This is a genomic window from Trueperella sp. (genome assembly GCF_043424875.1).
In the GTDB taxonomy this organism is placed as follows: Bacteria; Actinomycetota; Actinomycetes; order Actinomycetales; family Actinomycetaceae; genus Trueperella.
In genome coordinates this window covers 27,276-41,527 of record NZ_JBHWPL010000074.1, presented here as the reverse complement: position 1 = coordinate 41,527, position 14,252 = coordinate 27,276, and the positions used below count along the sequence as shown (strand labels likewise).

General features: G+C 64.3%; 17 protein-coding genes. All 17 read left to right on the top strand.

Annotation, left to right across the window (positions count from 1 at the left end; genetic code table 11):
• The 17 genes from ACHFFR_RS06875 (at position 1) to ACHFFR_RS06795 (ending at position 14,228) form a co-directional block, all read left to right on the top strand.
• On the top strand, positions 1-702 hold the full coding sequence (locus tag ACHFFR_RS06875; RefSeq protein ID WP_394263525.1) for a hypothetical protein: 702 nt from the start codon (positions 1-3) through the stop codon (positions 700-702).
• A complete protein-coding gene (locus tag ACHFFR_RS06870; protein WP_394263524.1) occupies positions 702-2,327 on the top strand; it encodes a serine/threonine-protein kinase in 1,626 nt (541 codons plus the stop codon). Before ACHFFR_RS06875 ends, ACHFFR_RS06870 begins: the two co-directional genes overlap by 1 nt.
• 279 nt (positions 2,328-2,606) lie before the next feature.
• Positions 2,607-4,337 carry a 2-isopropylmalate synthase gene (gene leuA, locus ACHFFR_RS06865; RefSeq protein WP_394263523.1) on the top strand — a complete coding sequence of 577 codons (1,731 nt, stop codon included), beginning with the start codon at positions 2,607-2,609 and terminating at the stop codon, positions 4,335-4,337.
• A gap of 84 nt (positions 4,338-4,421) precedes the next feature.
• On the top strand, positions 4,422-5,159 hold the full coding sequence (gene recO, locus ACHFFR_RS06860; RefSeq protein WP_394263522.1) for a DNA repair protein RecO: 738 nt from the start codon (positions 4,422-4,424) through the stop codon (positions 5,157-5,159).
• Complete coding sequence (gene uppS, locus ACHFFR_RS06855; RefSeq protein WP_394263521.1) at positions 5,156-5,917, top strand: polyprenyl diphosphate synthase; 762 nt, start codon at positions 5,156-5,158, stop codon at positions 5,915-5,917. The genes recO and uppS overlap by 4 nt, the downstream gene beginning before the upstream one ends.
• Positions 5,918-5,963: 46 nt before the next feature.
• Complete coding sequence (gene hisD / locus ACHFFR_RS06850; protein WP_394263520.1) at positions 5,964-7,349, top strand: histidinol dehydrogenase; 1,386 nt, start codon at positions 5,964-5,966, stop codon at positions 7,347-7,349.
• The gene (locus ACHFFR_RS06845) at positions 7,346-8,458 is read left to right on the top strand and encodes a histidinol-phosphate transaminase (protein WP_394263519.1); all 1,113 of its coding nucleotides are present in this window, start codon (positions 7,346-7,348) and stop codon (positions 8,456-8,458) included. The genes hisD and ACHFFR_RS06845 overlap by 4 nt, the downstream gene beginning before the upstream one ends.
• Positions 8,455-9,054 carry an imidazoleglycerol-phosphate dehydratase HisB gene (gene hisB / locus ACHFFR_RS06840; protein ID WP_394263518.1) on the top strand — a complete coding sequence of 200 codons (600 nt, stop codon included), beginning with the start codon at positions 8,455-8,457 and terminating at the stop codon, positions 9,052-9,054. The genes ACHFFR_RS06845 and hisB overlap by 4 nt, the downstream gene beginning before the upstream one ends.
• On the top strand, positions 9,051-9,575 hold the full coding sequence (locus ACHFFR_RS06835) for a hypothetical protein (protein ID WP_394263517.1): 525 nt from the start codon (positions 9,051-9,053) through the stop codon (positions 9,573-9,575). Before hisB ends, ACHFFR_RS06835 begins: the two co-directional genes overlap by 4 nt.
• Positions 9,572-10,195 carry an imidazole glycerol phosphate synthase subunit HisH gene (gene hisH / locus ACHFFR_RS06830; RefSeq protein ID WP_394263516.1) on the top strand — a complete coding sequence of 208 codons (624 nt, stop codon included), beginning with the start codon at positions 9,572-9,574 and terminating at the stop codon, positions 10,193-10,195. Before ACHFFR_RS06835 ends, hisH begins: the two co-directional genes overlap by 4 nt.
• Before the next feature lie 16 nt (positions 10,196-10,211).
• Complete coding sequence (gene priA, locus ACHFFR_RS06825) at positions 10,212-10,952, top strand: bifunctional 1-(5-phosphoribosyl)-5-((5-phosphoribosylamino)methylideneamino)imidazole-4-carboxamide isomerase/phosphoribosylanthranilate isomerase PriA (RefSeq protein ID WP_394263515.1); 741 nt, start codon at positions 10,212-10,214, stop codon at positions 10,950-10,952.
• The gene (locus ACHFFR_RS06820; RefSeq protein ID WP_394263514.1) at positions 10,942-11,673 is read left to right on the top strand and encodes an SseB family protein; all 732 of its coding nucleotides are present in this window, start codon (positions 10,942-10,944) and stop codon (positions 11,671-11,673) included. Before priA ends, ACHFFR_RS06820 begins: the two co-directional genes overlap by 11 nt.
• 88 nt (positions 11,674-11,761) lie before the next feature.
• On the top strand, positions 11,762-12,007 hold the full coding sequence (locus ACHFFR_RS06815) for a hypothetical protein (RefSeq protein ID WP_394263513.1): 246 nt from the start codon (positions 11,762-11,764) through the stop codon (positions 12,005-12,007).
• Between the two features lie 268 nt (positions 12,008-12,275).
• Positions 12,276-12,911, top strand: coding sequence for a translation initiation factor IF-3 (infC, locus tag ACHFFR_RS06810; RefSeq protein ID WP_394263555.1), 636 nt, complete (start codon positions 12,276-12,278; stop codon positions 12,909-12,911).
• 62 nt (positions 12,912-12,973) lie between these two features.
• Positions 12,974-13,168 carry a 50S ribosomal protein L35 gene (gene rpmI, locus ACHFFR_RS06805; RefSeq protein WP_394263512.1) on the top strand — a complete coding sequence of 65 codons (195 nt, stop codon included), beginning with the start codon at positions 12,974-12,976 and terminating at the stop codon, positions 13,166-13,168.
• A 19-nt stretch (positions 13,169-13,187) separates the two neighbouring features.
• Positions 13,188-13,568 carry a 50S ribosomal protein L20 gene (rplT, locus tag ACHFFR_RS06800; protein ID WP_394263511.1) on the top strand — a complete coding sequence of 127 codons (381 nt, stop codon included), beginning with the start codon at positions 13,188-13,190 and terminating at the stop codon, positions 13,566-13,568.
• Between the two features lie 111 nt (positions 13,569-13,679).
• Positions 13,680-14,228, top strand: coding sequence for a dTDP-4-dehydrorhamnose 3,5-epimerase family protein (locus ACHFFR_RS06795; RefSeq protein ID WP_394263510.1), 549 nt, complete (start codon positions 13,680-13,682; stop codon positions 14,226-14,228).
• The last annotated feature ends 24 nt before the right edge of the window (positions 14,229-14,252 follow it).

Here is a 14,252-nt window from a genome sequence, read left to right as displayed (position 1 = left end):
GTGACACTTGCGATCGATTTCGTGGGCGAATGGTTCACTATCGACCCCAACGAGCCGTTCCTCATCGGGCGCGAAGGCCCGCTCGAGCTGGACGACAATCCCTATTTGCACCGGCGCTTCCTCGTCATCACCCATCAAGATGGCATGTACTGGATCGACAACCTTGGTTCGCGCCTGTCGGCCACGCTAGCGGACGAGGATGGGCAAACGCAGGCCTACCTTGCGCCCGGTGCGCGGTTGCCGCTCGTCTATGCGCGCACGATGCTTCTGTTCACCGCTGGGCCCACGACGTACGAGATGACGATCGTTAACGACGAGCCGCCCTACAGCCCGGCGAACGTGGTCAACGAGGATGAGGCGACGGGGGAGACGACGATCGGACCGGTCGAGCTCACGCCCTCGCAGAAGCTCCTTATCGTCGCCCTCGCGCAGCCGGTTCTGACAGGGACGGGCACGACGTCGTCGATCCCGTCCTCGAAGATCGCGGCCGAGCGTCTGGGATGGCCGCTGACGAGGTTCAACCGCAAGCTCGACCACGTGTGTGAGCGCCTCACACGCCACGGTGTTCGCGGATTGCACGGCGGCCCCGATCGTCTGGCCGTCAACCGCCGTGCGCGTCTCGTTGAATACGCGGTGGCTACCCGGCTCGTCACGGCCGATGATCTGGGAATGCTCGATCGGCCAATGGACTTCGACGACTAATGCAGGAAGCGAACGTCGGGCAGTTTAACCTCCGGTGGTCGATTGGCGGCAACTACGTCAATGCGGTTGCCGAAGCTCCGATCTTCTTGCTGACCGATCCTGCAGACGATCCCGCTGCGCGGGTGTTTGGCCGCCGACTCCTCGACGGTTTCGGTGCACTTGCCAGGTCGACCCCCGACATCAAGGCCGACCAGATTCGGCGCGTGTGGGACGACGCGATGATGGCCGCCGAGGAAGACCTCGCCACGATCACGATGATGGCCACGGACGCCGACCTGCCAACACCCGAGGTGCACGCCGCGCTCCTCGCCGTCGTTAAGGATCCGGCCGCGGACGGGCAGTGGAGCTGGCTCGTTCACACATCGGGCGACTTGGTGATCCTCTTCCACGACGACGACACGGTGCTGCCCAAGCGCGGCGAGTTTACCTTCGTCCCGCTCAGCTACGGGGATCGCTTCGTGCTCGTGACCCGCGCGCTTCGGACCTTCCACTCGGCAAGCCGGATCACCAACGTGGTCTCGCAGCTTCCGCGCGCCCAGCGCGCTGCGGCGGTACTCGTGGCAAACACGCCCGAGCACAAGCGTGACGAGTCGACCGCCCTCGTCGTCGACGTCCACGATTCCGCCTCAATCGCCGCCCTCGAGTTCCCCGAGACGTTGCTGCCGGGCGACCTCCAGGAGGAACCGGCGGTTGATGACAGCATGAGCGCCGACTGGGCGCTGAAGGCACTGGGCTTTGGTGAGTCTGCACGTAAGGACCCGGGCCGCCGACTCACACCCCCGGAGCTCGACGACTTCGTCTTCGTCTCCTATCTCGGCTCCGGCGGTTTTGCAGACGTCTTCGTCTACGAGGAGCAGACCCCGAAGCGCCTCGTCGCCATTAAGGTCTTGCGCTCGGGCCAAGAACGATCGCGGCGCGCCGACTTCCGCGCCGAGATTGACGTCATGGGTCAGCTCGGCGGGCACCCCTCGATCGTGTCGATCTACGACGCCGACGTGACGGCTACCGGCCAGCCCTACATTGTCATGCAGTACTGCCCGGGTGCCTCGCTGGCTGAGCGCCTCATCGACGGCCCGCTTCCCATCACCGACCTCCTAAGGATCGGCGTTCAGCTGTGCTCTGCGGTTCACACGGCGCACATGCTCGGCATCGTCCACTACGACATCAAGCCCTCGAACGTGCTCGCCAGCGAGTTCGGGCGATATCAGCTCGGCGACTTCGGCATCGCGGCGCTCGTTGGCACGTCCGGCACCGAGGTCGCCGGCATGTCCCTGCCATGGGCGGCGCCGGAGGCCCTTCGAGGCCAAGAGTGCACCCACCTTGCCGACGTCTACTCCGTGGGCGCCACGCTGTTCACCGCGCTCTACGGGCGCGCACCCTTCGCGGGCAAGGGCCTTGGCAGGACGGCCTACATCGAGCGAGCGCTCGAGGAGGAGATTCACTACGCCGATATCGACGGCCTGAGCCCGGACATCCAGGAGACCCTGACGGCCACGCTTCGTGGAGCACTCGAGCGCGAGCAGGCGAACCGGACCCCTTCGGTCGCCGACATCGGACGTTCACTCCAAGCGATCCAGCAGGCGCTCGGCGAGCCCGTGACGGAACTCGAAATCCCGGCGAGCTAAGCCTTTCGCGCAGGCCGCGCCCCGACGTCGTCGTGTCTAACTGTCGCGTTACTGAGGTGGCGCGCCCGTTCACAAGATGGACGCCGTGCGTGACAAATCGGAAATCGAGAGTAATCTATCCGTATGCACAAGGCGCTTCTCCTTAGTCGCCGCGGCGAGGTCACCTGCTGACACCTCCCCGCGGGTATCTGTGTTGGCAATTGAGACTATTCACACTGAATGACTGGGAGACCCCTGATGAAAACTGACGGTTTTAGCACGCGACAGCAGCCTTCGACCATGCCGATCTCAAAGTACCGGCACTTCCTCGAATCCAATCCGGTCAGTTTGCCGGATCGCACGTGGCCCGATAACCGCATTACGAAAGCGCCGCGCTGGCTGTCCACCGATCTTCGCGACGGCAACCAGGCACTGATCGACCCGATGAATCCCGAGAAGAAGCGGAAGCTGTTCGATCTGCTCGTGGAGATCGGCGTCAAGGAGATCGAGGTAGGTTTCCCCGCCGCGTCGAAGGCAGATTTCGATTTTGTGCGCTCGCTTGTGGACGACAACGCCGTGCCGGAGGACGTGACGATTTCGGTGCTCACGCAGTCGCGCCCCGAGATTATTCACCGCACGGTCGATGCTCTCCAGGGCCTGCCGCGCGCAACCGCGCATCTGTATAACGCGACGGCACCCGTGTTCCGCGACGTTGTTTTCCGCATGGACAGGGAGCAGATCAAGCAGCTGGCCATCTCGGGCACGCAGGAGCTCGTGGCCTACATGGAAAAGTCGTTTGGCGACGAGACCGTGGTCGGCTTCGAGTATTCGCCGGAGATTTTCGTGGACACCGAGCTCGACTTCGCGCTCGAGGTGTGCGAGGCGGTCATGGACGTATGGGAGCCCGGCCCGGACCGCGAGATTATTTTGAACCTGCCGACGACGGTGGAGCGCTCGACGCCGAACGTGTACGCGGACCAGATCGAGTGGATGAGTCGCAACCTCTCGCGTCGCGAGCACATTGCGCTGTCCGCACACAACCACAACGATCGCGGCACCGGCGTGGCGACGACGGAGCTCGCCCTCATGGCGGGCGTGGACCGCGTTGAGGGTTGTCTGTTTGGGCAGGGGGAGCGCACGGGCAACGTGGATATCATTACCGTGGCCCTCAACCTCTTCTCGGACGGCATCGATCCCGAGCTTGACCTGTCGAATCTTCCGAAGATCCGCAGCGTGGTGGAGTATTGCACGGGCATGGAAGTGCCGGCGCGCGCTCCCTACGGCGGCGAGCTCGTCTACACGTCGTTCTCCGGCTCGCACCAGGACGCGATCAAGAAGGGCTTCGCCGACCGCGCGAAGAAGGTGGCCGAAGCGGGCGGCGACGAGAACGCCGTGCTGTGGGAGCTGCCCTACCTGCCGATCGACCCGAAGGACGTGGGTGGCACGTACGAGGCCGTGGTCCGCGTGAACTCGCAGTCCGGCAAGGGCGGCGTGGCCTACCTGCTCTCGTCCACGCGCCATCTGGATCTGCCGCGGCGCCTGCAGGTGGAGGTCTCGAACCTCGTTCAGCATCGCACCGATCGGATCGGCGGCGAGGTGACGGCCGACGAGCTGTGGAAGATCTTCGCAGACGAGTACCTGCCCTACACGCACGCCGACGGGCTCAAGCCGTGGGGCCGATTCGCGCTTCGCGGCATCACAGCGACGACGGCCGACGAGGGCAAGGAAACTGTGCTGACGGTGACGCTCTCGCAGCGCGACGCGAATGGCGATCAGACCGATCACACCGTGGCCTCCCGGGGCAACGGCCCGATCGACGCATTTACGAAGGCGCTGCAGGAGTTCGACCTCGACGTGCACGTGCTGGACTACGCGGAGCACGCCCTGTCCGAGGGTGGCGACGCGACGGCGGCATCGTACGTCGAGTGTGACGTCAACGGTCAGGTCCTGTGGGGCGTGGGTATCGATCCGTCGACGATGACCTCGGGCTTCAAGGCCATCATTTCCGCCGTGAACCGCGCGATTCGCTAGCGGGCGGCGCTCGCTTTCCGGCGCGCGGTGAGGTTCACCCACGGACCTCACGGGATCGCCACGCCAAGGTGAGATAATGACCGAATGAAGACCTACCGTGATGATGCCATCGTGCTTCGCTGCCATGACTTGGGCGAAGCCGATCGCATCATCACGATGCTCTCGCGCCAGCACGGCAAGGTCCGCGCGGTGGCCAAGGGCGTGCGGCGCACGAAATCACGATTCGGCTCGCGCGTCGAACCGTTTTCAATGATCGACGTGCAGCTCTACAAGGGGCGCAATCTCGATACGATCACCCAGGTGGAATCCCGCAACCAGTACGGGCGAACGCTCGTGGCCAACTACGACGCCTACACCACGGCGTCGGCGATGCTCGAGCTTGCCGACCGGTTGACGGGCGACGACCCGGACCCCGCCCAATTCCAGCTCCTGCACGGGGCGCTTCACGCGGCGGCGACGGGCGCGCACCCGCCCGATCTCGTACTCGGGTCCTACATGCTGCGAGCCATGTCTCTTTCGGGCTGGGAGCTGGCCGTGTTTGACTGCGCGATCTGTGGCGTGCCCGGCCCGCACGAGGCATTCCACGTCCAATCCGGTGGAGCGGTGTGCGATGACTGCCGCCCGCCCGGATCCACGATCCCCACGGTGGATACCTGGCAGCTGATCGGCGCGCTCAATGAGGGCGATTGGAAGATTGCGGACCAGTCCGTCAACGGCGCGCGAAAGTCGGCCGGCGCGCTGGTGTCAGCCTTCGTGCAATGGCAGCTAGAGACCAAGGTGAAATCGTTGCGCATGGTGCGCGTAGGGGAGGAGCGCTCATGAATGAACCAGGCGAACCGGTTGGCGATCACGTGCCAACCGGCCACGGTGCCGATCACGTGGCGATCGTCATGGACGGCAACGGCCGGTGGGCAAACGCCCGAAATCTCCCGCGCACAGAGGGCCACAAGGCCGGCGAGGACGCGCTTATGGACGTCATTGCGGGAGCGATCAACGCCGGCGTCAAGGTTCTCTCGGTCTACGCGTTTTCCACGGAGAACTGGAAGCGTTCGCCGCGCGAGGTGTCGTTCCTCATGGGCTATTCCCGCGACGTCATCCGCAAGCGCCGCGAGGAGCTCAACTCGTGGGGCGTAAAAATCGTGTGGTCTGGCCGCCAGGCTCGCCTGTGGGGCTCGGTTCTCAAGGAACTCAAGGAAGCTGAGCGCCTGACCCGCACCAACTCGACCATCACCGTGAACTTCTGCGTGAACTACGGCGGGCGCGCCGAGATCGCCGACGCCGCGGCTGAGCTCGCACTCGACGTCCAGCGAGGCAGAGTCCGGCCGTCTCAGATCAACGAGGACCTCTTCGGCACGTACCTGTACCAGCCGGATCTGCCCGACGTCGACCTCTTCATCCGTACTGGCGGGGACCAGCGAAGCTCGAACTTCCTCCTGTGGGAGTCCTCCTACGCCGAGTACATGTTCCTTGACTTAGCCTGGCCGGACTTCGATCGGCGCGCATTGTGGCAGTGCCTGGAACGCTACGCCACGCGCGAGCGCCGGTTTGGCAGCGCTACCGACGCGGTGGCCGACCGCTAAGTGGGCGCCCCCGCGGTTTTCTCGTGGCTTGCGTAGAATGTGATCCATGTTCCAACGTCTTGATCTTCGTGGTAGTAGCCTTACGCGCACCGAATTAGCCCACAAGCTTCCGCGCGCCAAGGTGGACATCGATGTGGCCCTCGAATCCGTTCGCCCGATCATCGATCGCGTGCGAACCGAGGGTGCGAGCGCGCTGCGCGCACTGGCTGAGACGTTCGACGGCGTGCGGCCCGAGCACCTGCGCGTGCCGCAGGAGGCGATCGATCGCGCCGAGGCCGACCTGAGCGACGAGCTACGCCAGGCCCTGACCATGGCTATCGAGCACATCCGAGCTGGCCACGAGGCCCAGCTTCCCACGCCAACGCAGACCCAGATCGTGCCCGGGGGAGTCGTGCGCCAGCGCTGGATCCCCGTCGAGCGCGTCGGGCTCTACGTGCCCGGTGGGCTTGCGGTCTACCCCTCCTCGGTCATTCACAACGTCGTCGCCGCGCAGTCGGCCGGCGTTGCCGACGTCGCTCTCGCTTCGCCGCCGCAAAAGGAATTCGGCGGGCTGCCCCATCCCACGATTCTTGCCGCGTGCAAGTTGCTCGGCATCACCGAGGTGTACGCCGTGGGCGGCGCGCAGGCCGTTGCCATGTTTGCCTACGGCGCCGCGGGCGAGCCGGGCACGTCCGACGGCGACGTGCTGTGCGAACCCGTGGACGTGGTGACTGGCCCTGGCAACATTTTCGTGGCCGCGGCCAAGCGCGCCGTGCACGGCGTGGTCGGAATTGACGCGGAGGCTGGGACCACGGAGATTGCCGTGATCGCCGATGCGTGCGCCAATCCCGAGTACGTGACGGCGGACCTGCTCTCGCAGGCCGAGCACGACCCGGCCGCGGCGTCGGTGCTCATTACCGATTCCGAAGAATTCGCCGACGCGTGCGACGCCGCGATCGCCACGCAGGCCGAGACGACCAAGCACTCCGAGCGGGTGAAGACCGCCCTGAGCGGCCCGCAGTCTGGCATCGTGCTCGTCGATGACATCGACGCCGCGATCGACGTGGCGAACGCCTACTGCGCCGAGCACCTCGAGATTCACACGCGCGATGCCGCCGCCGTCGCCTCGCGCATTCGCAACGCGGGCGCGATTTTCGTGGGCCCGTACACGCCAGTTCCACTTGGGGATTATGTGGCCGGTTCGAATCACGTGCTGCCCACGGGCGGGACGGCGCGCTTCGCCGCCGGCTTGAACGTTATGGTTTTCATCAAGCCCGTCCAGGAAATCGAGTACACGCGCGACGCTCTCGCCTCCGTGCAGGGGTCGCTGACGACGCTTGCTAACGACGAGGATCTCCCAGCCCACGGCGATGCGATTGCCGTGCGCATTGGGCAGGCCGACACGCAAAAGCAGCCCGAAACGCAACCGCAACCCGAAACGGAGGCGCAGTGACACTTCCGCTTCGCCCCGACTTCTTCGGCGAGGAACCGTACGGCGCCCCGCAGTTGGATGTGCCGATCGTGTTGAACACGAACGAGAATCCGTACGCGCCCGCCCCGGCCGTCGTCGAGGACATTGCCGCGCGCGTGCGCGACGTCAGTGCGGGCCTCAACCGCTATCCGGATCGCGAGTTCATGGAGCTGCGGCACGCCCTCGCCGACTACCTCGCGGTCGAATCCGGCGTCGAGCTACCGGCCTCTCGCTTGTGGGCGGCGAACGGCTCGAACGAAATCATGCTCCAGATCCTTCAGGCCTTTTCCGGCCCGGGTCGCGTTGTCATGACCTTCACGCCGTCCTACTCGATGTACTCCGAGTACGCGCGCAACGTCTACGCCGACTTCGTGGCCGTTCCCCGCGGAGACGATTTCAGGATTGATGTCGACGCCGTCCCGGCCAGTTTCGCTGAGCATCGCCCATCCGTGGTGCTGCTCGCGTCCCCGAATAACCCCACGGGCACCGCGCTTGATCCGGATGACCTGCGAGCGTTGCTCGAGGCGAGCGCCGGCGCCGGGCCGCAGGTGGACGGACGGGAGACGGACGCGATCGTCGTCGTGGATGAAGCCTACGGCGAATTCCGGAGGGACGGCGTTCCCAGCGCGCTCGAGCTCCTCGCCGAATACCCCAACCTCATCGTCACGCGCACGATGTCGAAGGCGTTTGGCGCCGCCGGCTTGCGGCTCGGATACATGGCAGCGAGCCAGGAGATCGTGGATATGGTGCGAATCGTGCGCCTGCCCTACCACCTGTCGGCCGTCAGCCAGGCGGCCGCGCTGGCAGCGCTGGCACACAGGGAATCGCTCATGGAGCAGGTGGGACAGATCCGGGCTGACCGGGACGCGCTGGCGAGCACGCTGGCGGACATGGGGCTGAACGTCGCGGCGTCGGACGCAAACTTTATAATGTTTGGAACGTTTGCCGATCGCCACGCGACGTGGCAAAAGCTTCTAGATCAAGGGATTTTGATTCGCGAAGTTGGGCCGGAGGGCTGGCTTCGTGTGAGTGTTGGTAAGAGCGAGGAAAACGACGCGTTTGTCGCAGGGCTGAAGGAGGCCATGAAGTGAGTCGAGTAGGAAAGGTCGAACGCACCACGGCGGAATCGACTGTGAAGGTTGAGATCGATCTGGACGGCACCGGAAAGTCGACGATCAGCACGGGCGTGCCGTTCTACGACCACATGCTGACCTCACTGTCCAAGCACTCGCTCATCGACATGACGATCGAGGCTGAGGGCGACATCGAGGTGGACGTCCACCACACTGTCGAAGACACGGCGATCTGCCTCGGGCAGGCGCTCAAGATCGCGCTGGGCGACAAGCGCGGTATCGCCCGCTTCGGCGATGCGCTCGTGCCGCTCGACGAGTCGCTCGCGCGCGCCGTCGTCGACGTGTCTGGCCGGTCCTACGTGGTCCACCGCGGCGAGCCCGAGGGTCAGGAATACCACCTCATCGGCGGCCACTTCACCGGTTCGATGACGCGCCACGTCTTCGAATCCTTCGCGCTCAATGCCGACATCTGCCTCCACGTCGAGCTCGTCTATGGCCGCGATCCGCACCACATCGTTGAAGCGCAGTTCAAGGCGCTCGCGCGTGCGCTGCGCGCAGCCGTCGAGAAGGATCCGCGAGTTGAGGGCGTTCCCTCGACGAAGGGCGCCCTGTGAGCAAGCGCAGATACGTTGTTCTGACGCCGTTTGCTCGCCCCGAGATCGTGGCGGGCACGCTTCGCCTGCGCGGCCTGGAGGCCTACGTGGTGGGGACGAAGTCGGGCGTGTGCGTGGTCCGCGACGTCGACAAGCCCACGTTCACCGACTGGGACATCGCCGAGCTCCTCGGCGGCGAACCGGACGCCGCGCCCGAGCAGGAGAACCCCTCGGATAACCCGGATAACATTGCCGGCCCGCTGTCGGAGCTGTCGGACTACGGCGTCGTCGTCCTGACCGCCGAGCTCGGCGACGACGTCGGTGGCGAAGCCGGAGTTTCGGGCATGGTCACGGCCGTTCGGTATCTCAAGGGCGAACGCGGCGAGGACGTCCAGGCCGGCACCCTGCTCAACGTGGTGGATCCCAAGGTGGAGCACCTGATCATTGGCACGGTTGACCTCGGCAAAGATGCGATCTTGACAAGCGACCTGTCCGTCCAGGATGTCGAGAAGTACCTCGGAATCACGAAGGACGACGAGTGATCGCAGTTCTTGACATCGGGATCGGTAACGTCCGATCCGTCGTCCGCGCGCTGCACAAGCTCGGCGCGAACGCCGAGCTGACCTCGGATCCGGATGCGCTACGCGAAGCCGACGGGCTCGTGGTGCCCGGCCAGGGTGCGATGGGCGCGGTCATGAATAGCCTCAAGGCGGCGCGCGCGGATCGGATCATCGAACGCCGGGTCGCCGGCGGGCGCCCGGTCCTCGGCATCTGCGTCGGCCTGCAGGTCATGTTCGACTCGAGTACCGAACACGGGGGAGCCGCGGGCTTGGCGCAGTGGCCCGGCGTCGTCGATCGGCTGCCCTCGGCCATCGTTCCGCACATCGGCTGGTCGACGGTTGACGTGCCCCCGGGCTCCACGCTCTTTCACGGCATTGATAGCGAGCGCTTCTACTTCGCGCATTCCTACGCCGTGCAGTCGGACCCGGCCGCGGAGCTCACGGAAGAGCTCTTCGATCCGCCACTCGTGACATTCGCCGAGCACGGCACACGATTCGTGGCGGCTGTCGAAAGCGGGCCGCTCTCGGCCACCCAGTTCCACCCAGAAAAGTCAGGAGACGCAGGGCTTGAACTCCTGCGCAATTGGCTAGGCTCGATCTAGCCCAAGAAAGGACACCATGAGCAAGCGTCTTGAATTGCTTCCCGCCGTCGACGTTGTGGACGGCAAGGCCGTTCGTCTGAATCAGGGCGAGGCCGGCACCGAGCAGGTCTACGGCGATCCTGCCGAGGCGGTTGCCGCGTTCGTTGAGCAGGGAGCCGAGTGGATTCACCTCGTGGATTTGGATGCGGCGTTTGGCCGCGGCTCGAACTACGATCTGCTCGCCTCGATCGTCAACAACCAGCGCGACGTGAAGATCGAGCTCTCGGGCGGCATTCGCGATAACGAGTCGCTCGAGCGCGCGATAAAGGCGGGCGCCACGCGCGTCAACCTCGGCACGGCAGCGCTTGAGGATCCCGAGTGGACTCGCTTTGCCATCAAGGAGTACGGCGAGAAGGTCGCCGTTGGCCTAGACGTGCGCGGGGAGACCCTCTCGGCGCGCGGCTGGACGAAAGAGGGCGGGAACCTGTGGGAGACCCTCGACCGCCTGAACGAAGATGGATGCAAGCGCTACGTGGTGACGGACGTGAAGACCGACGGCATGCTCTCGGGCCCGAACCTCGAGCTCATGCGCAAGGTCTGCGAGCGCACCGACCGTCCGATCGTTGCCTCCGGCGGCGTGTCCGCTCTCGAGGACATCGCGGCTCTGCGCACCCTCACCGACATCGGCGTGGAAGGCGCGATCGTGGGCAAGGCCCTGTACGCCGGCAAGTTCACGCTGCCCGAGGCGCTCGAGATTGCGGACGGCGATGCCCGATAGAATATTTGCGCCCAATCCCTTTTCCAACGACGACGGTCGGATCACTCCCGAGCTAGCCGCGGCGTACGCCGATCCCGAGCATTTGCGCACGGAGTCGATCGTCAACGCGCTCGGGCGCGTACTCATGCCCGTGCTTCCGCATGCGCATCCCGGCCGCGATGAGGACGGCCATATCGGCGATCACGTCTCTCGTGACAACAAGCAGGACCCGTTGGCGTGCCCGGATGATGAGCTCGTGACGGTCGACTTTCCGGGTGGCCGCAAGGCGTTCCCGATCTTCTCGAGCGTCGACGCGCTCGTGGCGTGGAATGCCCAGGCGCGGCCGGTGCCCATCGACATCACGCGGGTTGCCAGCGCGGCCCTCCAGCGTGGCGACGGCGTACTGACCCTCGACGAGGGGTCGACGAACGTCACGTGGCTCGGGCGCTCGGCGGTCGCCGCGCTCGCCACGGACACCGACTGGACCGGGCCCTGGGATGATCCCGCGATCGTCGAGCGCATCACGCACGGATTCGATGGTTACCTGCCCGGACTCGAGAAGATTGGGATCCAGCCAGGACCAAACGGCACGGCCGTCGTCGTTCTCTACCTCATCCCGCCCGCGGACCGCGAGAACGTCATGAACATTGCGCAAACCGTCTCTGCCGTTATGGCGACCGACGAGTACGTGAAGGCGCGCCTCGACGTCGTCGAAATCAGACCCTTCTACGCGGGCGCGTAACTAACGCGTTTCGCTGACAATGAAGATGCTGACCGCGGGCTGATGGCGCACGTAGAGTCGACGTAGATCAAAGGAGAGACACATGGACATGGATACCCAGCAAATCGGCCGGATCATGAACTCGACCGCCTTCAGGATTGCCAAGGGCGTCGTCGCCGCAATTTTCGTGGGCAACGCGAACAAGGCGATCAAGGAGGGTCAGGTGTTCGGCGGCCTCTCGCAGCTGGCCGTGGCCGGCATCCTTGGCGGAACGGCGGCGGCGGACAAGTGCCCGACGAACCTCGTTCTTGGCCTCCCACTCGATGGCGAGCAGGCGCGTCGCGAGCTGAACTAACTCGCCAGCCTCACATTTTATTACCGTGGAGCGGCACACGTGCCTAAAAACGTGTGCCGCTCCACGGCGTCGCGCCTAGAAAGGCGCTGGCGCGACTGGTAAGGTTGTCTATCGACCACCACCGGCAGACCTGCCGGGATGCAAGCGGAGAAATCCCACCTTGAGTTTCCGAAATTGGGGACCGGGTTAAAGAGTGAAGACGGGCGGTGCCCGTGTGCCCTCTGGACCTCCGTGCGCATTGCACGTCGAAGGATGAAGAGGAGCCGTTATCAACGAGCCAAGAGTCAACGATCGAATTACTGTTTCCGAGGTACGTCTTGTCGGGCCTAGCGGTGAGCAGGTCGGTGTTGTACGCGTCAAGGACGCACTGCGTCTTGCCCAGGAAGCTAATCTCGATCTTGTTGAGGTGGCGCCCAAGGCCAATCCGCCAGTTGCCAAGCTGATGGACTATGGCAAGTACAAGTACGAAGCAGCTCAGAAGGCACGCGAAGCGCGCCGCAACCAAGCCAATGCGCAGCTCAAGGAGATCCGCATCAGCTTGAAGATCGAGCAGCACGACTACGAGACCAAGGTGAACAACGCCAAGAAGTTCCTTGACCACGGAGACAAGGTCAAGATCCAACTTCGGTTCAAGGGTCGTGAGCAGTTTCGTCCTGAAATGGGCGTCCGTCTCATGGAGCGTATCGCCAACGACACCGCAGAAAACTCCACCGTTGAGTCCGCACCGCGCGTCGACGGCCGCAACATGGTGATGGTGCTTGCACCGATTCGCCGTAAGGCCCAGACGAAGTCCGATCAGCGCCGACGCCGCGAGGCAGAGCGCGAGCTCCGCAAGGCTGAAGAAGCCAAGCGCGCGCACAAGAATCAGGACCGCGTTGCCAACAAGTCGCCTGAGACGAACTAAGAACGTGCTCCACCTCGGAGCGTAAACGCCGCGAAAGCGGCCAGAAACAGAGGGATATTCCAATGGGAAAGATGAAGACCCACTCGGGTGCCAAGAAGCGCTTCCGCGTCACCGGAAGCGGAAAGCTCATGCGTCAGCAGGCAGGCAAGCGCCACCTGCTTGAGCACAAGTCCTCGCGTCGTACCCGCCGCCTGTCCTCGGACCAGCCTGTTGCAAAGGCCGACGTCAAGCCTGTCAAGCGCATGCTTGGCCTGTAAATAGTAGGAGAACTAGAAGATGGCACGCGTAAAGAACGCCGTTAACTCGCGCAAGAAGCGCAACACTACTCTCGAACGCGCCAAGGGCTACCGTGGCCAGCGCTCGCGCCTGTACCGCAAGGCCAAGGAGCAGGTCACGCACTCGTTCGTGTACAACTACCGCGACCGCAAGGTCCGCAAGAACGAATTCCGCAAGCTCTGGATCCAGCGCATCAACGCCGCCGCTCGTCAGAACGGCATGGTCTACTCGCGCTTCATGCAGGGCCTGAAGCTCGCTGGTGTTGAGGTTGATCGCCGCATGCTCGCCGAGCTCGCCGTGAACGACCCGACCGCATTCGCAGCGCTCGTTGAGACCGCGAAGAACGCCCTCCCGGAGGACGTCAACGCACCTGCCGCCTAAATGGCGAGCACCAAGCGGAGGATTCCCATGTGGGAATCCTCCGCTTTGCGTTGCGCTGATAGCATTCGTTGACGGGACAGTTTGTTCACGGCCACAGGAGAGGGATATAGCGTGGTGGAGATTGTAGAGCCGCAGATCAAGCAGACGGACATCGAGGGGCTCGTGGTGATCACACCGAAACAGGTGACCGATGAGCGCGGCACGATTCGCGAGCTTGTTCGCAGCTCGTGGCTCGCAGAGCACGGTCTTGTTTCTGAGTTCGAGCAGGCGAACAACACCCTCACCCATAAGGGAGGCCTGCGCGGCCTGCACGCTGAGGCGATGACGAAGCTCGTGACAGTCGTATCCGGAGAGGCTTTCGGAGCGTACGTCGACATTCGCGAGGGCTCGGAATCCTATGGCCGCGTGGTAACCGTGGACATCACCCCGGGCGTCATGGTTCTCGTGCCTCAGGGAGTGTGCAACGGGTTCCAGGCCGTGCGCGATAACACCGAGTACCTGTACTTCTTCGATCGCGAATGGAAGCCCGGCATGCCCGGATCGGCTCTCGCCCCGCTCGATCCCGACCTCGGCATCGACTGGCCCATTCCGGTGGATACCGATAATCGCGCAATGATTTCTGAGAAGGATCTCAACGCCCCTCGGCTCAAGGATCTCTAACCCACCGCCCGCGCAACCCGAAGG